The organism is Mobilitalea sibirica (assembly GCF_015999265.1).
GTDB lineage: Bacteria > Bacillota > Clostridia > Lachnospirales > Lachnospiraceae > Mobilitalea > Mobilitalea sibirica.
The window spans coordinates 97,758-119,887 of the sequence record NZ_JAEAGR010000006.1 but is presented as its reverse complement, the minus strand read 5'-3'; the positions used below and the strand labels follow the sequence as shown (position 1 = coordinate 119,887).

The following is a 22,130-nucleotide window of genomic DNA, read 5'->3' as shown; positions in this document are numbered from 1 at the left end:
CATTCTACTTAGTTCCTTGGGGGTTTATATTAACAATGGAAGGAATTATATAGGTTTCAACTAAATCTCTATTACTTTCTCTATGGTTATCAATTTGGGTTGTGACTACCGTAACCAAATTCAGTTTTGGTACAATATATAAGAACTGACCGCCATATCCCATAGCAAAATAAGTATTATAATCCTCCTCCCTCAAAACCCACCATAAATACCCATAGTCTTCATTGGAGGGATAACCCCCTGTGTTTTGAGCTTGGGTAGAAATTTTTATCCAATCAGAGGGTACAACTGATGTTTCCTCAATCTTCCCCTTCTGTAAATATAAATATCCCAGTTTTGCTACATCTCTTATTCTAATCTGTAAACCGGTACAGCCATTTTGATTTCCCTGGTTATCCACAGGCCACTGAATATCCTCTATTCCCAAAGGGGTAAAAAGATAATCCTTGGCAAACTCATAGGTACTCCTACCGGTTTCTTCTTTTAGTATTGCAGACAACAAATGCACTCCTGGATCATTATACCGATATGTTTCACCCGGATTTTCTATTATGGGTAAATTCAAAGCAAATTCTGTGGGGTCCTCCGAATTCCACCACTTGTTATACTCGCTAAAGTTATTTAACTGATACTTGATACCGGAGGTCATCGTAAGAAGATGTTCAATTGTAATATCCTTTATTCTTGGATCTGCTTCAGACAAATCATATTGAGGAAAGAAGTCAATAACTTTTTGGTCAATGCTTTGTAAATATCCCTTATCTAGGGCAATTCCAATTATTGCAGACATAAAGCTTTTGGTGATTGAGTATACCGGCTGCAACGTATCCTCGTCTGTCCCATTATAGTATTCCTCTAATACAATATGACCATCTTTTAATACCAGAATGCTGTTTATGTACGGTGCGTTATTCTCTATATGGTTTAGCATTTCCTCCAGATACCCACTATCCATACCCATATCTTCTGGGCTCGCTTCTATTAAATCACCTAATAACGTTTTTGTATCTTCTAGGGCTGTCTTCAATGGTTCTGCGTCATCAGACTCATTCCCCGGTAGTTCCTTACTCTCTGTCTTTTCATCTACACTTTCTTCTGCTTTGTTGGGATTGCCTATTGTCTGACTGTCTTTAGAACAAGCCACAAGAGCCACCATGACGATTAATAGTAGAACTATACTGATCTTATATTTCATAGCTTTTCCTCCGTTAACTATATCACCTACCGGTTACTCATATTTAGCAGTTTTTTGCTTAGTGCATATACAGTCGCCGGTACAAGTAGTAACCGAATAATATTATTAGGTTTTCATATTATCTTTTAGGTATTTTAATGTTTGGTTACACCATTCCACATTAGCTTTACACATGATTTCTCCATTCATTACCGTTGTCATTCTATAATATTTTGATTCTGTGTCCTCCTCACTCTCGATACTTTTTCTAATCTCATCAATATCCCTTAAAAATTCAACATTAAACTCTTTATATTTTTCTACATGCTGAATAATATGATCAACGGATACATGATGACCAAAAAAGAGCTTTAATTTTAGTTCCTTATCCCACTCCTTACCGGGTTCAATCGGTTGTATCAACCACTTTTTCAATTCCTCAAGACCTGCTTTCGTAATATCGTATACTTTACTCATAGGCCTTTTCCCATGCTTTTCTTCTTTGGATGTAACCAACTCCTCTTCTTCCATTTTCTTTAAAGCTGGATATATTTGCTTGTAGTCAATTTCCCACCAATAACCTACACCCTTGTCTACACTAGTTTTTATACCATACCCGGACATTGGCTCGAAACCAAGTAATCCTAAGATTGCGTAATAACTGTTATTTCTTCTTGACATTCTTTTGACCTCCTTAATCATCTATGATTAAATCAACTCAAATAATTTTATTGACATTAATATCCATGTTGTGATAGATTAACTTATATGAATTTCATATATATGTTTTTCATATATTATACTATCATGTTATTAGTTTGTAAAGGTAAAATCAGAAAGGAAAAAATTAATGAGAAAAAGACTTAACTTTTTAATACTTTTATTATTTGTACTATGTACTTTGGCTAGTTGTGGAAGCAATGCCAGAACGGATAATGAATTAGAAAAGGCAGAATCGGATCGTAGTATTTCAAAAGAAAAGGAGGAGATAGAAACAATATCAGAAAACAGTAAATCATTCGATACAGACAATCCTAACGTTACAGATACGTCTGATTTATCTGAAGCTAAAAATGAAAATGTTTTAATAATATATTACTCTTTTACAGGAACAACCCGAAAGATCACACAAACTATTCAGGAAAAGACGGGTGCAGATACTTTGGAAATTGAGCCTGATTTCAATTATTTCATAAATGACGTGGAGGATGTCGTACAAGAGCAGTTAAGAGAAGGATATCTTCCAAAACTTCTTAATACTGTTCCCGACTTAGATTCTTATGATATGATTTTTGTTGGTTCTCCTGTCTGGTGGTTTACGACTCCACCTCCCATTAAGAGTTTTTTTTCCCAATATGACTTAACTGATAAAAATATTGTACCTTTTTGTACATATAAAACACATATGGGAACCTTCTTTGAAGATTTTGAAGCTGCATGTCCTGATGCCAATCTGTTACAAAGCCAAGATTTCTCAGGCTATGTCCTGTCAGATGAAGAACAAACGATGGAAATTATTGATCAGTGGTTACAGAATTTGGGTTTTGAGGAATAAGCTAGTTCTTTCAATAACACATACTGTAAAAAGAAGAGGCAAAGGGTATATACCCATTGCCTCTTTTCGAGTGTTGATAGTAAGCAAAATAGAAATTATCCTAAATCACTTACTATACGTCAAACACCTCTGCTTTGTTAATCAATCGAACCATCCCCTTCCATACTGGATTGACCGGTCACCTATATTATCCCATAGGTTTCGTCATATGAATAGGAAGAAAATTATTATATTTGTTTTTTCTTATATACGATTTTTCTTATGCTATCTTCTCCAAGATGAAATCTTTCGGCTAATTCACGGATCGTTACATCTTGTTTAAACAAAAACCTTATTTCTCTATTTCTTCTATCAATCGATTGACGTGCACCGCTAATCTGACCCCAGCCTGCTTTACTGCTCTTTTTCGGTATATAGATTAAACCACCATCAACATAATCCTGTACTTTTTTCAGCAGATGGGCCGGCAATATATCTGTGCCATTTTTGTAATTCAATAATCATAACCTCCCCATATTTCCTGTTAACTGTTTTCATACAAAATAAGCTTTTCATTTAAGCCCACCTCCTTAATTTTTTATATATTTAATATACCATAATTATTCTTCCTGCACTAGATATCTTTTTGCCTATTATTACCTTTCTTTTTGAATACCTTTTAACAATATCCTTCTTAAAATCATATAATGTACTGTTAAAAATATAAGGAGAGTTTTTATGGATTACAATAATTATAATAGCAATTACAGAAATAATAATCGTTATAATAACTTCGATCCTAATCATATGAATCGAAATTATTATTATAATTACGATAACAATTATAATAATAATTACAACTACAATAGGAACTATAACTACGATAATAACAACGATAACTATTATAATAATCACTATAATAATGATAGTAACTACTACAATAGGAACTATAATAATACCTATGATAACAACTATAATAGCAACTACGATAATTACTACAACAATTATAACAATAATTTATACAACAACTTTAATAACTTTGATAATAACCTTTATAACAATGGTTTTTACATGCGTAATAACGGTAAAGGACAAACAAATAACAAATCCCGTAATAGCCGACAAGCAACCTCTTATATAAGAGTACTTCATGCATCACCGGGTGCACCTGCAGTGGATGTATATGCGGATGGAACTCTGCTCGTTAGTGATTTGGCCTTTAAGGAACAATCTATGTATGTAAGGGTCCCCTCCGGCAGCTACAATGTAACGGTATATCCGACTGGTCAAACTACCGATGCTGTAATTGATACTACAGTAGAAATACCTGAAAACGCTGCATTTAACGCCGTTGCTGTAGGCACTCTCCCTGATTTAAGTCTCATGACGATTCAAGAACCAAATATGCCCCCTGAAACAGATGAAGCCTGTGTTCGATTTGTTCATATTTCTCCTGATGCTCCCAATGTAGATATACGATTAGAGGATGGAACAAATGTCTTTACGGATATTGGATATAAGGAGGAAAGTGACTATGTCTGTGTTGACGAAGGAACCTATACCTTTAATGTCAATCCAGCCGGAACGGATACTACGGTATTAACTGTGCCGGATGTTTCATTGGATGCCAAGACATATTACACTATCTATGCTGTTGGTCTGGTTGATGGAACTCCGGAACTGGAAGCATTATTAATCACGGAGCCAAGAGAAGAAGATTAAATGAAAATAACTGATAATACCAAAAAACATATTTAAGGGATTCTAACGTATTTTATAAAAGAGGGGATTTTGCTTAATCTAACCTGGAATATGATAATTATCTCATACTCTCAGCAAATCCATTTTGCATTAGCCCCTCTATCATAAATTAGCATGTATAAATTTTACAAAGCAAGCATTTTATCTGATAATAAATCCGGCTATGAGTGCAATAATCACGATAATTGGTGCCGGTATTTTTCTTGTTAATAACAATACTACTGTGATGAAAGTAACCAGGATATTATCAATGCTAAATCCGCTCTTTTGCATTAAGATAACTGCAGCTACCGTAATCAAACCACCGGCTACCGCGTTGATACCTTTTAAAGATATTTTAATAGCCTTGATTTTCTTTAAATTCTCCCAGATTGGATAAATAAAATAGATTAATAATAACCCCGGTAAGAAGATACCAATTCCTCCTGCTACAGAACCTAAAACTTGAGTTAATACACTTCCTCCTCGGGCTACCATACCACCAGCATAAGCACTGAAACTAAACATCGGTCCCGGAAGACCCTGAACAAGTCCATATCCCGTAAGAAACTCCTGATTTGTCATATACCTATTCACTTGTACCAATTCACTATGCATAACCGGCACCACGACTTGTCCACCGCCAAAAACCAAATAACCATAGCGATAAAAGCTTTCAAATAGATGCAGAATTCGGTTATCCCAAATCATAATAATAACCAGACTTCCTAAAGCAAAAATAGCAAAAACAATAAAATATAACCATGGCGGATTTAACTTAACCCGATTCCATAAATTTCTCTCTTTTGATGTTATAATGCTTACTAGTCCACCTAAAATTAATACTAGAGGAAATATCCAAGGTTCACGAATAAAATATGTCGTAATTCCGCCAAACAGTAAAAGTATTATGGTAATCCTATCTGTAACTACCTTTTTCCCGATACGAAACGCAGCAACAATAATAAAGCCAACTGCCATTGGACCGATATAACGCAGACCCTCTTGGGATACATTCATATTTTCTAGGAACTGATATAAAAAAGAAAGTAATGTCATAACCGTAAGTACCGGTAGTGCCCATACTAACATCGTTAAGAATGCTAATAAGGGTCCTCCCGTTTTATATCCTATAGATACAATCGTCTGCGTACTAGTTGGACCTGGTAGAATACTGCACAAAGCTATGAGCTCAACCATCTCCTCCTCTTGCAGATATTTTTTCTTTATTACCAATTGATCCGTGAATACACCATAATGAGCCTCGGGTCCTCCATACGCACCCAAAGAACAGATAAATACGTCCTTTAGAAACGTGCTCCATCGCACCTTTTTCACGGCATTTAACTTCTTATCACCATTCATAAAAATATCCTTTCATCCATACAGCCTTTTAGATATACTTTACCCATTAATCCTCTGCTAAAATGGCTTTTATTCTGTGTATCAACAAATCGATAGCGATATCATTCATGCCACCCCTAGGTATGATGATATCTGCATACTTTTTATAGGGTTCAACAAACAATTCATGCATAGGTTTAACCGTATTCGCATATTGTGTAATTACCGATTCAAGAGTTCTTCCCCTCTCATTTACATCTCTGATAATACGTCGCATTAACCTCTCATCGGCATCCGTATCTACAAAAATCTTTATGTCCATCAGTTCTCTAAGCTCTGTATTTTCAAAAATCATAAAACCTTCCACAATAATTACCTTGGCCGGATTTACTTTTACTGTCTCGGCAAGTCTGGTATGTTCCGTATATGAATATACCGGTCGTTCAATTGCATTCAATTGTTTTAATTGCTTTATATCATTGATGAGCTTTCCGGTATCAAATGCATTGGGGTGATCATAGTTTAACTTCACCCTCTCACTAATGGGTAAATCATCATGCGGCAGATAATAAAAATCATGGCTTAATAGCTCCACACTGTCCTTATATTCCTCTTTAATTCGATTCGCTACGGTTGTCTTCCCGGAAGCAGAACCTCCCGATACTCCAATCACAATCACATTTTTCATAATAACCTCCATTCTGCCTATACACCGCAAAAGTATACATCCACGCAATATTTACATGTTGTTTTAAAATAAAATATTCCACTTTATAAAAATCCTGATTTTCTTACTTTACTTCTTGCTTCATCATATCCTTAACATTTCGTATTATATCATAAAATACTACAACAAGCCTACTATAACATTAAAATAGGGCTATTACATAACATAATGTCATAGATCATGCATGTACCACACTCTCTTTACCATTTATATTATGCAACAGCCCAATTTACCCTATTTATATCTTATTCATTATTCTCATTCCATATTTCACTTTTACTTAGAAGAATTTTCGTATCAGTCACCTGCCCCACAAAAATCTCTTTTTCTTTTAGTTTTTCATAAGGTACAATCAATGTATTCTTATCCACATATATCGTTTCTTTCGGTTCATCATCCATATATACAACACTCCAAGGCGTAAAGTTATCTCCAATAATAAAAACGGCTTCCCCTTTTTCATATACATCTGCTATTGAAGTATTAATAATACCCATTTGCATTGTTTTTTCAATATATGGGTTGATTCCCTCATATACCGTTCTATTACCGTAAAGCATATCATATTGCAATAACATCAGTTCCTCTTGATAATTCGGTTCATCACTACACCTTTGATGAAACTTTGTTAAAACTCCATTATCGTAGTTTAAGCGCTCCATGACATAGGCTGATAATTGGTATGATTCTAGGTCTCGCTTCTTATTTTCCATCGGAAAGTTACTCCATAATACATACTCTGTTTGGAATACATTATGATTCAGTAAATCTTCATTCTCGATGGATAAAGAGGGTAAATGATCCCCAAAAAATACAACAACCGTAGGCTCTGCGAAATCAGATAATTCTTCTACCAATTCTCCTATAAATTGATCGGTCTCTGCCAGTTGATTTACGAAATATTCAACTCGGTTTTTATGACTTTTGGTAAAATCAGAAACATCTACTTTATCATCTTGCTCTCCGAATTCCTCAATTCCATATGCTTCGGTCTCATTTATACTAGAGGTACTTTCTTGGTCGCTATTTTTGTTCTCATTATAAATTTTCTCTAATTGTAATCTCTTTTCGGCATCGATTCTTACGGTTATCTTTTGATCATCTTCCACCGCTGTTTCCGGATATTTCCCATGGGGTTGAACTGAAATAGTGTAGATAAAGTCTCTTTTATAGAACGCTTGAAGCGCTTTCATAATTTCAACTGTTAAAACTTTATCCTTTGCCCACCCTGAGTGATTGTATTCAATATCATTCATATATTCAATTGAATTGAAGCTGTCAAAACCAAGTTTAGGGAATACCTTATGTCTATCATAAAATATTGCTGTATTATTATGAATTACATGACTGTGGTAACCCCGTTCTGCCAGGTTATAAGGTATACTCTCGCTGGTAGTACTCTGTAATATGGTTTTATAAGGGTATTCACCGGTTCCAAAATGATCATTATTCATACCGGTAAGAACTTCAAATTCCGTATTTGCCGTTCCTGCGCCAAAGGATGGTACCGTAAGAAAACCGGAAGAATATTGTTCTTTCAGCAGAGTAAAATTTGGTACAGGGTTTTCGGAAAAACTGTAATCCAATAAAAGGTTCACATCAAAAAAAGATTCCAGCTGCACCATGATGATATTCGGTTTTCGCTGCACATTAACATTAACCTTCGGAGTAACCTCTATCTCTCCCTGCTCATTTAAATCACCGGTTTCACTATCATCCGTTATCTTATCATTCGTTACAGTATCTATATCAGAATTGTTATTTACAGGTTCCTTCTCAATCTTTTCTTTCACTTCGTGCACGTATTCTTCTGAATACTCATCCGGTTCTTTAATCCCTAAGTCAAATATACTGTTTGAAAAACAATAAGCAAAACCATAATTAGAGAATGCATCCGGTAAATTACCAAAACTATTCGATAGTGCATTTATCTTCAATGCAATACTCGATATCACAAGCATTAATATGGCCGAGATACCTATAATGAACAATGGAATTTTAAATATTACGCGGTTTTTCTTTAACTTTTTCCATAAATAAAACATAGCGGCTATGACAATAACAATCATTATAGCTATTAATATGATTTGCACAATACTAAGATAGAGTGGGATAATTCCAATCACGGACTTGAGCATAAAAAAATCCATTGAGGTTAAAGGTGTGGACCTATAACTCATAAGAATAAAATTAATTAAACCAAGGCTTAGCCACATAACACTTACTAATGTCATCATAAAAAGTCTTCTTGAAAACATCATAGTCGCTGACATTGTTACTAATACAATAAGCACATTAAAAAAGAACATAAGTGGATTTGTTATTATAAACCCAAGACCGGCAAAAATAGAGCGACGGCTAAGCATCTCTAAGATTATGATAATTAGAAAAGATACTACAATGATTGGCATTATCTTATTCTTATCCCGCTGCCCTAATTTTGTACTTATATTCGGCAATTTAGTTTTTACATACTTAAATGTATCATCTATTATTTTAAACATAAATTACTCACTTTCTCTAAATGAACATGGTTAAATAGAAGTAGTTCCTATCAATATTGAATTTAAGAACGATTATAGCACTCCCCTTTATTGCCGTCAATTAAATCAATTTGGGAAAAAACTCTTTCTATAATCAAGATATTATTATGTCCATATATTACCATTTGCACCGGAAAAAGCAAGCTTAAATTAACAATTGTAAGAATTTATTAAGAAGTCTGTTCTGATATCACTCTCCTCGTATGGCCAATTCATCTATAGAACCAAAAGTGTACCCCATTTCCTCCCATTTTGTCAGTAACTCATCTAATATTTCAGCATTTGTTTTCGATGTACTATGAAGAAGAACTATTGCTCCCGGATGTATTCTTCCTAATAGTTTTTTAAATGCTTCTTCCCTCGTAGGCTGCTTGTCGTTATACCAATCCACATAAGCCAGACTCCAGAAGAATGTCTTATATCCCAATTCTTTTGCCATTTTTAGATTGTTCTCACTATAGATTCCTTGCGGAGGTCTGTAATATTTCATCATCTTTTGACCAGTAATTTCTTCATACGCCTTCTCCAACTCCTCCAGTTCCTTACGAAATACATCCTTTGATGAAATCTTGGACATATTGGGATGATTGTATGTATGATTGACAACAAAATGCCCTTCTTCCACCATTCGCTTAACCAATTCAGGACTTGTATTTAGATAATTCCCTACAAGAAAAAAAGCTGCAGGGGCATTGTGTTTTTTTAATGCATCCAATATGGGTGTCGTATATCCGTTCTCGTAACCGGCATCAAAGGTAATGTATATTATCTTCTTATTCGTATCTCCTATATAATAAGCATCATATTGTTTTAATTCATCTACTGTGGCATTACCGGTAGGCGGCTGTCCTTCTGTAGAAAAACCCAGACCCCAGTTTTCCCCGGCCTCCTTTGCATTATCTTTCTCATAAGCGTTGGCCAGTATAGCAATACCACCGCCAAAAAAATAAGCAAGTGTAAAAATCAATACATACATTATAACTTTTTTCCATTTCAATTGTTTCATAAAATACTCCATCCAATACTAATTATTAAAATATATTTGTTGGAGTAATCCATAATTCCTGTATATCGTTGTCCATTTTATATAAATAATAATAAGATGTTATGATTAGTTCTAATGATAAATTATCCTGTAAAATAAATCATCATAGTATACCTTATCTCCTTCATATTATGATAGAAGAATACAATAAATAAGGAGTATCCTACATGCCACATTCAAATGAGATACAATTCTTTTTAGGAAGCAATACAAAACAGGGATTTGTTCCGTTATTTGATGATATCAGAGACCCTGTTAACAGTAATCGCCTGTATATACTGAAAGGAGGCCCCGGTAGCGGGAAAAGTTCACTAATGCGAAGAATTGCAAAAACCTTGGAGGAGCATAGTCATAGGATTGAGTACATACCCTGCGCCAGTGATCCACAGTCTTTAGATGCATTCATAGACTATAATATAAAGATAGCTATGGTGGACGGTACTGCCCCTCACACCCTGGACCCAAAATATCCCGGTACATATGATACAATTATTAATGTTGGAGACGCTTGGGATGCTGATACACTTACGAAAAAAAAGCATAAAATAATTGAACTATCCGATGAAATATCTGCTTGCCATTCCATGGCTACCTCCTGTATTGCATCGGCAGCTGCATTACTTGACCGAAATAAAACTATGGCAAAATGCTACATAGACTATGATTCTATTCAAGAAACCGCTTCAATGATATGTGATAAATTAAAGCCTTACACTTCTTCCGGGAAAGAACATAAAAGACTTTTAAGTGCTGTATCTGTAGGTAGAACTGTATTCTTTGAAGATACTGTGAAAGCCCTTTGTACGAAAGTATATGTAATAGAGGATGAATGGGGCGCTGCTTCTGATACACTCTTATCCGAATTGCGGGAGTTTGCTATATTAAACCAAATAGATGTTATAACCTGTTACTGCTCGGTGCATACTCCGGAGAAAATCGATCATCTGTTATTCCCTTCGGCTAAAACTGGCATAATAACATCAAACTCATTTCATCCCTCAAGCATCAAAAACTGTGTTCTAATAAATGGGCTGATGAGATCATTAAAAGAATCAGATCTTGATTCCATGACAAAACATTTGAGCATCGCACAGCAGTTAATCGAAACCGCAAGTCAACATGTATTAAGAGCAAAGGAACTTCACGATGATTTGGAAGCTTATTATATCTCGGCTATGGACTTTTCAAAAGTAGATACCATATATAAACAGATAATGAGCGAGATCAATGTCTTGTAACAATTAATCTTAACCTGGAAGTAACATGTTTGTGGCTTTCTTTGATACCAAAATGTGGGTTTTATATCTATATAATCATATTTATGGTTTGTCTATCCCATACATTAAAGGACAGACAAACCATAAATTTATCGATTATTAGTATTTACTTTTCGCTTTAACCATTTTGACATTTAATTTATTTTAGCATTAGTTTATTCCAAGTTGTATCTTTAACAACGAATATAGTTAAAAATTTTGTATCATTTAATCCTCGTAACGGCTACTCTCCATACCTCTGGTCCTTCCTCTAAATATTCCCATTCGTATTGACCCGGAAAATCATAAGGAAATTTATATTCAAATAAAGGGCGAAAATCATGATCATTAATAAGTTCCATTTTATCTCCTATACTAAGAGCAGTAAAAGTTCTTTGTACCGTTGGATACTTGTCTTGATGCGGAAATATATCACGAATATCCACAGTATCTGCAAATTCTATCATACGTAACACCTCCTTAGTTTGTAAAACTATCATTATAATAAGAACTTTTAACAAAGATTATTCAATTTATAATTGATATAATGTAGCTAGAAGTAATAGGCTGTATAAAAAAATCCATTATTTTCCCTTTAAGGTAAACAATGAATTTTAATTGATCTCAAATTGTAGTTTAAATTGCTAAAATAAAACACTATTATTCTATCTGCCACTCTTGCCCATCTGTAGAGACATCCATGATCTGTGTATGATTCGTATTAACAGGCCATTTTTCTTTAAATTGCTTAATAACAGATGGTTTCTCCCAAAAATGCATTGGAAATACATATCTTACCTTTGCCGTTTCTAAAAGACTGTTAAGCCCCATATCATAATACTCTTCCTGTCTGGGGTCCAAGGGAACAAAGGCTATGTCAATAGGAATGTCTTTTAAATAATTCATTTCCTTAAGAAACATCGCTTTCATATTATTGTTATATTGTTTGGTTTCTCCCTTCCACATCCAAAGGTTTAAATCTCCGGCATGGTATATGGTTTTTCCTTGGTAATGTAATAAGAAAGCCACCCCGCTATCTGTAGACTTTAGTGTCTTAAGCACAATTGTATTGTTATTTTTGTCATATAATTCGTATTGATTGTTTGGTTTAACAGAGAGGATACTGTCCGATCGATCCGGTGAATTAACTTCATTTAATATATCTGTTTTTTTAAGTTTTATGTCAGAGGATAAGATATAGACAATATCCTTATATTTATTACATAACTTAAAAATATCAGGATTATAATGATCTCCGTGATTATGGCTTGCAAATACAAATATCTTCTTCTCGGTATCCAGATCAGGAATGTTCCCTTTATAATAATCAAACAGCCAATAGCAGGTGTCCCACTCTATTAGAAAACCGCTATGATTAATGTAGGTTATCTTCATTCATCTACCACCTTTCTTAATTATATCTTATGGAATTTTATCGTCGCCTTTGAAATTATTCTTTACATAGGTTTCTCTTATTCCATATAACAAATGCAAATTAACTATATCTTTAGGTTAAAAACTCATCCACATTAGGATCAAAGCGGTATTACTTCAAGTACGGTTAACACAGCTTCCTTCACCTTAAATCTCACATCAAATCCGGCAAATTCAACGCCATAAATTCTCTCAGGATCATTTTGATACGAGGGTCTTGGATCACAAGCCAGAACACCCACAATTGCCTCTCTCTTATCCTCCGGAAGCAAGCCAAGTAAATGATCTGAAAATTCCACCTTTAATTTCTCGTATTTATAGGTATCGACAAATCCGGCCATTGCTCCAGGATGGCTATCGGCATAGGGAATATAGGGTTTGATATCATAGATGGGGGTATTATCCATCATGTCAGCTCCTGAAACATATAGTACCGGGCCATGATTATTATCTATCTCAATTCTATCTAATTTAACACTGGAAAGTCCGATAGGATTCGGACGAAACGGAGAGCGGGTTGCGAATACTCCCATCCGCTGATTTCCCCCAAGACGAGGGGGTTTCACCGTAGGGGACCATGTTTCACGTACATTTTCAGAAAATCCCCAAATCATCCAGATATGAGAGAAGTCCTCCAATCCGCGTAATGCATCCGGATTGCGGTATTCCGGCTCGAATACGATGACTGCTTTTAAGGCCTCAATAAGGCCGCTTTGGCGCGGTATTCCAAACTTGGATGGAAAGTCCGTACGAATTCTGGCAATGACTTTCAAAGATAAATCCATCGCTTGATCGCTTGAATGGTTCAGACGTTGTTCTCTTCTATGTTTTTTAATCTCATTATATGAAGTCATTATATATCTCCCTTCTGTTAGAATACCAATATAATCTCTTATTCGATATGTAATATGATACTGATACTTTTGAATGCTTGTCAATATTCAAGCATTACTTTTACTATTTAAATCATAAAAAATACTCTTATTCTTTTATAATAGCACTATATCGCAGTATGACCAATAAATCTTATTACAACCATGCAATCCTATGTTTATAAATTATTACGATGTTTTAACTAACCTTTAGAAACGAATAAGACTTTTATTTTCGTAAAAGCTATCATTAAATAATCAGAAAGAGGTGTTTTAATGAAACAGTTACTTTATATTACCTGCAATTCTAAACCAGAGAATATGTCAGCCAGCAAGACAGTCGGTAGAGCGTTTGTTGATTCTTTTTTGAAAAATCACAGAGATTATGAACTGAAAGAAATCGATCTTTTTGATCTGCATCTTCCCAGATTAAATTATAAGTATTATAAGGACCGAAACTCTTTAGTAGACGGAGATGACTATAATCGTTTAACACAGGATGAGAAAATTGAAGTAGACCGAATAAAAGAACTTGCGACGGAGTTTACAAAGGCAGATACTTATGTAATTGCGGCCCCTATGTGGAGCCTTATGTTTCCTGCTCCGTTAAAAGAATATCTAGATTGTATTATCCAAAAGGATATCTCAATTAAAATGGGACCGGGTGATATTGGTGGTTTATTGGATGACAAAGAAAGAAACATGGTATATATTCAGTCTTCCGGCGGAGGTATTCCCTGGTTTCTGGAAAGAAAAATGAATCATGGCGGAACCTATTTAAAAGACATCTTTAAATTTATCGGTATTAAAAATTTTTATGAAGTTTTGGTTGACAGCACCGGATTTACGAAGGAAGAATTGCACGATGCTGTAGAAAAAGGAAAACAGGACGCCAAAACGATTGCTGAAAAGATAGCTTAAAGCTATAAGAAATCAGATGCATATTATTTAAGATAGAGGGGAATAAAAAGGAATTTTACTACCTTTACTTAGCCCCCTCTATCTTTGTTAAATTCTTTTATTCTTTCACAATCTCAATGTATTTCGTTTCATTCTAACCATCCAGTATTAAATAAGGATTGTCCTTCCAGTATAACATCTTCAACGCCAAATCCCATATCGATATTTTTTACTCTCATAATATTATGTTTCTTCATTACAGTACGAATTATTTCTTGATATCAAGATTAATTTTTCCATCCTTAATCTCAACAATTCTGTCTGCTTTTTCTGCTATTCGTCTGTCATGCGTAATGATTAAAAAGGTGGTTTTGTATTCCTCATTAATATTACGAAGTAATTCATATATGGTTTCTGTTGAGTCTGAGTCCAGATTGCCGGTCGGCTCATCAGCAAGTATTATTCTAGGGTTATTGATTAAGGCTCTTGCTATAGCCGTTCTTTGTTGCTGTCCACCAGACATCTTCGTTGCCATGTTATTCTTTACTTTTTCTAATCCGACCAGATTCATAATTTCTTCTGCTTTTCTTACTATTTCTTTGGACACCTTACCGTTTTGTATACGATAAGGCATAAGTACATTTTCCAGAGCTGTGAATTCCGGCAGTAAATAATGGAACTGGAATACAAAACCAATGGTTTTGTTCCTGTAATCTGCTAACTGGTTTATAGACATCTTTTTGATATCCCTACCTTCGATATAAACATCTCCTGAGGTGGCTTTATCAAGGGTTCCGATAATATTCAGCAATGTGCTCTTACCACTACCTGATTGACCAATAATCGAATTAAAGGAACCTTCCTCAAAGGATAAATTGATATCGTAAAGAACTTGATTTTTAATTTCGGTTCCATATATTTTATTCACATTGCGTAACTCAAGAATTTTACTCATACTACACCACCTTTCTAATTGTTACGAATAATATCAATGGGGTTAAGCCTAGAGGATTTCGCAGCCGGTATCATTGCTGCAAACGCAGATGCCAGTAGCGCTATTATTCCCGATATCATAATAAAAGAATAATTGATGTATAAATCTATAACCGGTGTCCCGTCCGGATTAAGTGCAAACTTTGTAAAAGCAAAGGAAAGTCCAAGTCCCAATACAATCCCAAGTATGGCTCCAAAGAAACCTAAGATTAGACCCTCGAATAAAAATATATAGCTGGAAGAAACATTGCGGATACCCATTGCTTTTAAAATACCAATCTGTTTCGATTTCTGAATTACGGTGATTGCAAGAACACTGGCAATACCCAGTACTACCGATATCATTACAAATACTTGAATCATATAACTGGATATGCTCTGTCCCTGAAGTCCACTAAGAAGTGATTCGTTTTGCTCCTTCCAGTTTACAATCTTAATATCCTCCCGATTTATGTCTTTTTTTATATTTTCTGCTATCTCATCTGCTAAAAACACCGAATCTTCCTTTAATTGTAATTCGATTGATGAGATAACATCACCTGTAGCAAATATGTTTTGTGCCGTTTGAAGGGTTGTTATACCCCATCCTGTATTTAAGCTGGAAACTTTAAAATCAAAAAAACCTACAACTTTGAAGGAATGAACCTTTTGTTCTGCTGTGTTAATCGTTACCTCCTCCTGTAATGCCATATCATATTCCTCTTTTAAATCTATACCAAGTATGATTTCGTTATCATTCTTAGGATAGGTTCCCTCAACAATTCGGTCAAAGATATCATATATGCCGTCCGCCACGTTTAGTTCAAAGCCTCTCACCAACAAAGACTGTGAATTTTCTTTATAGTCCATTAAGGCTGCATTATCCAGTGCCACCGAAATCGCTTCCATTTCCCTATCCTCTTTACGGATGACTTCGATAAATTCCTCATAGTCTTTTGTATTAAGATTACCGTCTTGCGATGATATCGTTATCTGAGAGGATGTTCCAATGGTTTTATCTATCAATCCTTTTTGTAGTCCTTGAATTAATGAACCAATAAAGATCTGTACAGATACACCAATTGCAATACCAAGTATAATTAATAAGGTTTGACCTTTATTTGACTTTAAAAATCTTAATGCAATACGAAATCCTAATTTCATATACTCACCTCATCCTCTGTCAGTTTCAATATTTCTGTAAAAGTCTTTGCATAATAATCAGCGCCGACTGTTTTAAGCTTACTGATCTCATCATCATGGAAAGCATATCCTCCTACCATTATTTTTAATGGGTAGTTTACAACCTTTTTTATTTCATCAATCATTCTTTTCGCTGAGACCAGGTTATAATAATTACTCACACTAATTGCCACAACTTCAGGTTTGATTAACGGTATTGCATTATAAAAATCCCTATACGGTGTGGCACTTCCTACAAAAATTGCATTATATCCGCATATTGTAAAAAAGTCAGCTACCATTCTGGCACCCAAATCATGATATTCGTCAGGTGGGCACAAAACTGTAACGTTTCCTCGTTTCGGTTGATTGATTAAATCCCGTTTTTCAATTACATAAGGATAACTGCATTCTACTATGGTTCTAATAATAGCCGTTTTCACATGTTCCTTCCATATACGGATACTCTGATCCTCCATCCTGCATTTCATATTATTTAGTAAAGGGGTTAATACATTGCTGTAAAGATTAATCACATCAATTTCTTTGTCCTGAAGCTTTTTTAATACGTATTGAACTGCTTTCTCCTTATCCTCTTCTTCAAAATAAACTTCGAACTCCCGTAGTATTTGTTCCATAAATACCTCCTCTTATCCAGTTTGGCTATTATCAGTAATAAACCTAATCTTATTGACTTTTATCAATCATTTATATTAATAATAGTAATTATTATTAATATCTACCGCTATTATAATTATTTGTTCCAAAAATTACAAGCGATATTTTATTAAATAAAGTAGTTTATCTCATTCGACTATCTAACATATCCTATCTACAATACAATTAATAATTCTATTTGGTTATTTAATTCATACCGAAATACAAATGCATAAGTATAGCTTATACTACCCATAAATAGCAACCGTTTTACTAATCATAAATGTAATGCTATAATTACTTTGGTAACCTTACTAACATTAAGATATTATAGTTTAGTTGCTTCAAGCAGTACACAAGTTACAACATTTGATTTAGATAAATCTAGTGCTGCAATGAAAATATTCTAAAAGACAAAATCACATTAAAGGAGTGTATGTTATGGAAAGAATGATTGGTACTGTATCTAGAGGAGTTCGTGCTCCTATTATCCGTACAGGGGATGATATCGTTGAAATTGTTGTAAACAGTGTCCTTGATGCTACAAAAGAAGAAAATATTGATTTAAATGACAAAGATGTTATCGCTGTTACAGAAGCGGTTGTTGCAAGAGCACAAGGAAATTATGTTACAATAGACCACATCGCTTCTGACATTCATAATAAATTTGGCGAGGATACGCTTGGCGTAATTTTCCCTATCTTAAGTCGTAATAGATTTTCCATCTGTTTAAAGGGTATTGCACGCGGCGTAAAAAAGATCGTATTAATGCTTAGTTACCCCTCCGACGAGGTTGGTAACCATCTTGTTGATATAGATTTACTGGATGAAAAAGGAATAAATCCTTGGACCGATGTGTTAACGGAGGCCATGTATCGTAAACTATTCGGATATAGAAAACACACCTTTACCGGTGTAGATTATATCGAATACTATAAAGAACTGATTTCTAATGAGGGCTGTGATGTCGAGATTATTCTTGCGAATGATAGCAGAGCTATATTAAAATACACCAAGAATGTTCTTTGCTGTGATATTCATACAAGAGAACGTACTAAACGTCTCTTAAAAACCGCCGGCGCAAATAAAGTTTTAGGTCTTGATGATATTATGACTTCACCTCTTGACGGCAGTGGCTATAATGAGAATTTTGGTCTTCTTGGCAGCAACAAAGCTACTGAAAATACCGTTAAACTTTTCCCTCGCGACTGTCAACCTGTTGTGGATAAAATCAAAAAAATTATGTTTGAAAAAACCGGGAAGAACATTGAAGCAATGATTTACGGAGACGGTGCCTTTAAAGACCCTGTGGGAAAGATATGGGAGTTGGCAGATCCGGTGGTGGCGCCTGCCTATACCGATGGCTTAGAAGGACAACCGAACGAAGTGAAACTAAAATATCTAGCCGATAATAACTTCTCTGATTTAAAGGGAGAGGAATTAAAAAAAGCTATCTCCGATTTTATTAAAAATAAAGATAATGATTTAATGGGAAATATGTTATCCCAGGGTACTACCCCCCGACGTTTGACCGATCTTATCGGATCTTTATGTGATCTGACCTCTGGTAGTGGTGATAAGGGAACTCCGATCGTTTTAGTACAGGGATATTTTGATAATTATACAAAATAATTAATTTATTTCAATATGGGGCTGTCGCACTAAATGATATGCTCCCTTCTAGGTAGACAAGTGTTAAAAAGTTGTTTATCTGGAAGGGAGCATCTTTTATGTTATGAATAATTTAAACCTGTATAAGACAATATTTAATATATAAGAAAGGATGTGAGTGTATGAGTAAGCAATCAAACCAAAAATATCGAAAAGAACGAGGATTAAATCATAAGGAGCGGGCAAAAAACACGAATAGTAACAATATGAATATCACTACGAATACTTCTGCTAACAATACGAAAAACAAAGATGAATAACGGAACCACCTATAAATCAGGAAGGGCAGTAGTATAATGAAACTTTGTCCATTATGCAACTGCCCTTCCTGTATTCCTCTGAACCCCTATACTATTCTGTACTATAAATCTTTATTTCTTTTACCATAACGTAAGGGAATCGATACTCTGTTATTAAAAAATGTAATAATTGGTCCCATAAAAAACGCGGTAACAACGGTTCCTATTCCAACCGTAGCACCCAGTAAAAATCCTACTGTTGTACAAATTAGGTCAGAACCTATTCTACAATATTGAAAGCGTGCAACTTTCTTTTCAGATAAAATAAGTGCAACCGCATCATAAGTTGATACTCCCAAATCGCCTATAAAATATAATGAAGATCCAAAACATAGAATAATTAGACCTATGATTAAAAAAGTAACTCTAATTCCAATCGTAGGGTCCGGTATTCTCGTCTGAAATAACCAAGAGGAATACTCCACTACATATCCTAATAAAAATATATTAATAACCGTTCCAAGACCAATTTTATGTCGATCAATAAAAAATATAGCTACTAACATAATCAAGTTAAGAATTGCATAAAACGTACCAAAACCTATCGGTATATGCATCCAAGCACCATGGGCCAATACCTGGAAAGGATCCATTCCAAAAGCGGAGAAATTAAACATTCCCACACTAAATCCCGCTACCAGCACACCAAAAACCGTCATTATAATTCTTCGATATTTTTCTTTCATATCATTTCTCCGCCTTTTATTTTGTTATATATTAAGTCAAGTTTAATAACTTTACCATAACTTTAGTTGGTTTTCAATGTCTTTTGCTATAAAAATTAGTATATTTTCATTGGCAGTTTCAGTTTGATTTTTCTATATATACCCTATCTCACCGGCAATTATAATATATCGATATTTGATACCATATAAAAAGAGACTATTGCAAAATGAATATGTCGGGAGTCATATCCCGAAAACTCATTTTGTAACAGCCTCTTTCTATAATCAAAATTATACATATATAATCTTTGCATCTCCAAAGCTTATATTTCCATGTATGGTTACTACAGGAGTATCTGAATTGGTTCCTCTGTATTTTTCATTCATATCTCCTAAGAAAACATGTACTTCATTTATCACTTTCCACGTTTTGGGAATATAAAGCTTTGCTTCGCCAAATGACACATCTAAATAGATATCCGCCTTGCCGGAAGGAATTTTGGCATTATCAAAATACACCTTTGCTTCCCCGAAGGAACATCTAATATTAGCCCGTTCAAAATTTTCACTATTCACATATTTGATGCATTCACCAAAACTGGTAGAGCATTGAACTATATTATCATCCTGTTCATTCACAACACTGCTACCAAAATAGTCACTCTTACCGGTATGAAAGGCAAAACAATGATGATGTCTGTTGAATATCAGGGAGAGTCCTATACTAAATAGAAATGCTGTCAGCAAAGCAGGCCATGGAGTAAATTCTGTGATGTTTAGTTCCTCAGCATATATCGTACCTATGATTGCCAGAGGAAATAAAATTCCCCAAAAATTAATATGTCGAATACTGATTAATATAATTCCACTCAAAATGACCGTCAGTAAGATATCGATCATGCTTATCCCTGCCGTAAAAAATCCAAATTGATTCATAATAATAAGTACAGCAGCAAGAATTAAAAGCAGTCCCCAGAATAAATTTTGTTTCTTCATATACGATTCCTCTTTTCTTCTAATCTAAATTTTAATGATTTATAGTAATGTCTCGAGACAAATACTTGTTTGTGTGAATTTATAAACTGTATTTCACTGGAAGCAGTAAGATTTCGAGAAATTGAATAAATATGGTTTAAGTTTATAATGGTTGACTTTGAGACTCTCATGAAATTACCCGGAAGTAATTCCTCCAGCTCATATAAACGGTATGTGGTTTCGTATACATCATTCACTGTATGTGCACTAATACAGTTATCAGAGGTTTCGAAAAACAAAATACTATCCAGTGGCAGATAATATTCCACATTCCCTTTATTAAGTATCAGGTGTCTTGAACCCTTGGCAATATCCATAACCGTGTCATACACCCTTTGGATTCTCTCCTCCAATTTGCTGCAACGGATAATTACTTCATCTTCATCATTATTATTTTCGTTAATCTCGATTCTTACTTTCATTTCCTCATCTCCATAATCCCATTATAATGAATAAATGGATAATGTAAATAGCTGCGTAGTAAGTGGTTAGTTTTTTAACCTAAGTGGTAACTTTTTCATAATGACATGAAAGCCTCATCTTCAATTATAGGCTTATACCACTGATAGCCCTAAATGTTCGAAAAGGTAAGTCTTTTTCGAAATAGCAAATACTATTTTGAAAAAGACTTACCTTTCATGAATAATTAAATCCCTGGTTTCTAACATCTTTAATAGAAGATATGTTTGAGATTAATAAGAAGAGTTAATTCATAAGTAACTGTGTGATCTTGTACACACATATAAGAAACACATATAAGATGGGAATATAGAATAAAGACGAATAAACCAAGAATCATTATCTCTATCTCTAATAATAGATAATCATTTACAGATAATCCTATCAAAAGCAGTGAATATTGTTACAACTAATTATATTATATACCATTTTTTTACATTTAACATGTCGTGTTTGGAAAACATATGTATATTTTTGTCATTCGCAATGTATTATTTTCATTTTCCTACCTTAACTCCTTGTATATAAACCTTCTCTTACCAAAAGAAACTGTCAAAAAATTATGGGCTACTACAAAAGATATTTTGGAGTATGACTTAAGTATACTCAAATGTTATACAT

22 protein-coding genes are annotated in these 22,130 nt (G+C 34.3%); 6 read left to right on the top strand and 16 right to left on the bottom strand.

Annotated elements, in window-relative coordinates; genetic code table 11:
* Positions 1-4 precede the first annotated feature (4 nt).
* Entirely contained in the window at positions 5-1,195 is a 1,191-nt protein-coding gene (locus I5677_RS07795; RefSeq protein ID WP_197661011.1) for a serine hydrolase domain-containing protein, read from the bottom strand.
* A gap of 105 nt (positions 1,196-1,300) precedes the next feature.
* Positions 1,301-1,855: a PadR family transcriptional regulator gene (locus tag I5677_RS07790; RefSeq protein ID WP_197661010.1), complete on the bottom strand. Its 555-nt coding sequence runs from the start codon at positions 1,853-1,855 to the stop codon at positions 1,301-1,303.
* Positions 1,856-2,024: 169 nt separating this feature from the next.
* On the opposite strand from I5677_RS07790, the gene I5677_RS07785 reads away from it, so the two are divergent.
* Positions 2,025-2,729 carry a flavodoxin family protein gene (locus I5677_RS07785; RefSeq protein ID WP_197661009.1) on the top strand — a complete coding sequence of 235 codons (705 nt, stop codon included), beginning with the start codon at positions 2,025-2,027 and terminating at the stop codon, positions 2,727-2,729.
* A gap of 227 nt (positions 2,730-2,956) precedes the next feature.
* Here I5677_RS07785 and I5677_RS07780 read toward each other — a convergent pair whose 3' ends face one another.
* A complete protein-coding gene (locus tag I5677_RS07780; RefSeq protein ID WP_197661008.1) occupies positions 2,957-3,226 on the bottom strand; it encodes a CD3324 family protein in 270 nt (89 codons plus the stop codon).
* A gap of 220 nt (positions 3,227-3,446) precedes the next feature.
* Between I5677_RS07780 and I5677_RS07775 the strand changes: the two genes are divergently transcribed.
* Positions 3,447-4,430 carry a DUF4397 domain-containing protein gene (locus I5677_RS07775; protein WP_243456525.1) on the top strand — a complete coding sequence of 328 codons (984 nt, stop codon included), beginning with the start codon at positions 3,447-3,449 and terminating at the stop codon, positions 4,428-4,430.
* A gap of 180 nt (positions 4,431-4,610) precedes the next feature.
* Here the strand turns inward: I5677_RS07775 and chrA are convergent, their stop codons facing one another.
* From chrA to pdaA, 4 genes are all read right to left on the bottom strand, one after another.
* Positions 4,611-5,813, bottom strand: a complete 1,203-nt coding sequence (gene chrA / locus I5677_RS07770) for a chromate efflux transporter (RefSeq protein ID WP_197661007.1) — start codon at positions 5,811-5,813, stop codon at positions 4,611-4,613.
* Between the two features lie 46 nt (positions 5,814-5,859).
* Positions 5,860-6,480: a uridine kinase gene (gene udk, locus I5677_RS07765; protein WP_197661006.1), complete on the bottom strand. Its 621-nt coding sequence runs from the start codon at positions 6,478-6,480 to the stop codon at positions 5,860-5,862.
* A 284-nt stretch (positions 6,481-6,764) separates the two neighbouring features.
* On the bottom strand, positions 6,765-9,023 hold the full coding sequence (locus tag I5677_RS07760; protein WP_197661005.1) for an LTA synthase family protein: 2,259 nt from the start codon (positions 9,021-9,023) through the stop codon (positions 6,765-6,767).
* 229 nt (positions 9,024-9,252) lie between these two features.
* Entirely contained in the window at positions 9,253-10,068 is an 816-nt protein-coding gene (pdaA, locus tag I5677_RS07755; RefSeq protein WP_330617874.1) for a delta-lactam-biosynthetic de-N-acetylase, read from the bottom strand.
* A 206-nt stretch (positions 10,069-10,274) separates the two neighbouring features.
* Between pdaA and I5677_RS07750 the strand changes: the two genes are divergently transcribed.
* Positions 10,275-11,345 (top strand): P-loop domain-containing protein, encoded by a 1,071-nt coding sequence (locus tag I5677_RS07750; protein WP_197661003.1) that lies wholly within the window; start codon positions 10,275-10,277, stop codon positions 11,343-11,345.
* Positions 11,346-11,587: 242 nt separating this feature from the next.
* Here I5677_RS07750 and I5677_RS07745 read toward each other — a convergent pair whose 3' ends face one another.
* From I5677_RS07745 to tsaA, 3 genes are all read right to left on the bottom strand, one after another.
* The gene (locus tag I5677_RS07745; protein ID WP_197661002.1) at positions 11,588-11,830 is read right to left on the bottom strand and encodes a DUF2249 domain-containing protein; all 243 of its coding nucleotides are present in this window, start codon (positions 11,828-11,830) and stop codon (positions 11,588-11,590) included.
* Positions 11,831-12,023: 193 nt separating this feature from the next.
* On the bottom strand, positions 12,024-12,758 hold the full coding sequence (locus tag I5677_RS07740; protein WP_197661001.1) for an MBL fold metallo-hydrolase: 735 nt from the start codon (positions 12,756-12,758) through the stop codon (positions 12,024-12,026).
* A 140-nt stretch (positions 12,759-12,898) separates the two neighbouring features.
* On the bottom strand, positions 12,899-13,582 hold the full coding sequence (gene tsaA, locus I5677_RS07735; protein WP_197661074.1) for a tRNA (N6-threonylcarbamoyladenosine(37)-N6)-methyltransferase TrmO: 684 nt from the start codon (positions 13,580-13,582) through the stop codon (positions 12,899-12,901).
* 363 nt (positions 13,583-13,945) lie between these two features.
* Between tsaA and I5677_RS07730 the strand changes: the two genes are divergently transcribed.
* Positions 13,946-14,590, top strand: a complete 645-nt coding sequence (locus tag I5677_RS07730) for an FMN-dependent NADH-azoreductase (protein ID WP_197661000.1) — start codon at positions 13,946-13,948, stop codon at positions 14,588-14,590.
* 247 nt (positions 14,591-14,837) lie between these two features.
* Here I5677_RS07730 and I5677_RS07725 read toward each other — a convergent pair whose 3' ends face one another.
* The 3 genes from I5677_RS07725 to I5677_RS07715 are packed head-to-tail and all read right to left on the bottom strand — an operon-like array spanning position 14,838 to position 17,361.
* A complete protein-coding gene (locus I5677_RS07725; RefSeq protein WP_197660999.1) occupies positions 14,838-15,524 on the bottom strand; it encodes an ABC transporter ATP-binding protein in 687 nt (228 codons plus the stop codon).
* A 14-nt stretch (positions 15,525-15,538) separates the two neighbouring features.
* Positions 15,539-16,705, bottom strand: coding sequence for an ABC transporter permease (locus I5677_RS07720; RefSeq protein ID WP_197660998.1), 1,167 nt, complete (start codon positions 16,703-16,705; stop codon positions 15,539-15,541).
* Positions 16,702-17,361 (bottom strand): cobalamin B12-binding domain-containing protein, encoded by a 660-nt coding sequence (locus I5677_RS07715; protein ID WP_197660997.1) that lies wholly within the window; start codon positions 17,359-17,361, stop codon positions 16,702-16,704. Before I5677_RS07715 ends, I5677_RS07720 begins: the two co-directional genes overlap by 4 nt.
* A 460-nt stretch (positions 17,362-17,821) precedes the next feature.
* Here I5677_RS07715 and I5677_RS07710 point away from each other — a divergent pair, with 460 nt between their 5' ends.
* Positions 17,822-19,012, top strand: coding sequence for a coenzyme F420-0:L-glutamate ligase (locus I5677_RS07710; RefSeq protein WP_197660996.1), 1,191 nt, complete (start codon positions 17,822-17,824; stop codon positions 19,010-19,012).
* Between the two features lie 161 nt (positions 19,013-19,173).
* A complete protein-coding gene (locus I5677_RS07705; protein WP_197660995.1) occupies positions 19,174-19,311 on the top strand; it encodes a hypothetical protein in 138 nt (45 codons plus the stop codon).
* A gap of 101 nt (positions 19,312-19,412) precedes the next feature.
* Here the strand turns inward: I5677_RS07705 and I5677_RS07700 are convergent, their stop codons facing one another.
* The 3 genes from I5677_RS07700 to I5677_RS07690 form a co-directional block, all read right to left on the bottom strand.
* Positions 19,413-20,036: a YczE/YyaS/YitT family protein gene (locus I5677_RS07700; protein ID WP_197660994.1), complete on the bottom strand. Its 624-nt coding sequence runs from the start codon at positions 20,034-20,036 to the stop codon at positions 19,413-19,415.
* Between the two features lie 270 nt (positions 20,037-20,306).
* Positions 20,307-21,011, bottom strand: a complete 705-nt coding sequence (locus tag I5677_RS07695; protein WP_197660993.1) for a LiaF transmembrane domain-containing protein — start codon at positions 21,009-21,011, stop codon at positions 20,307-20,309.
* A complete protein-coding gene (locus I5677_RS07690; RefSeq protein WP_197660992.1) occupies positions 21,008-21,472 on the bottom strand; it encodes a LytTR family DNA-binding domain-containing protein in 465 nt (154 codons plus the stop codon). Before I5677_RS07690 ends, I5677_RS07695 begins: the two co-directional genes overlap by 4 nt.
* Positions 21,473-22,130: the final 658 nt, after the last annotated feature.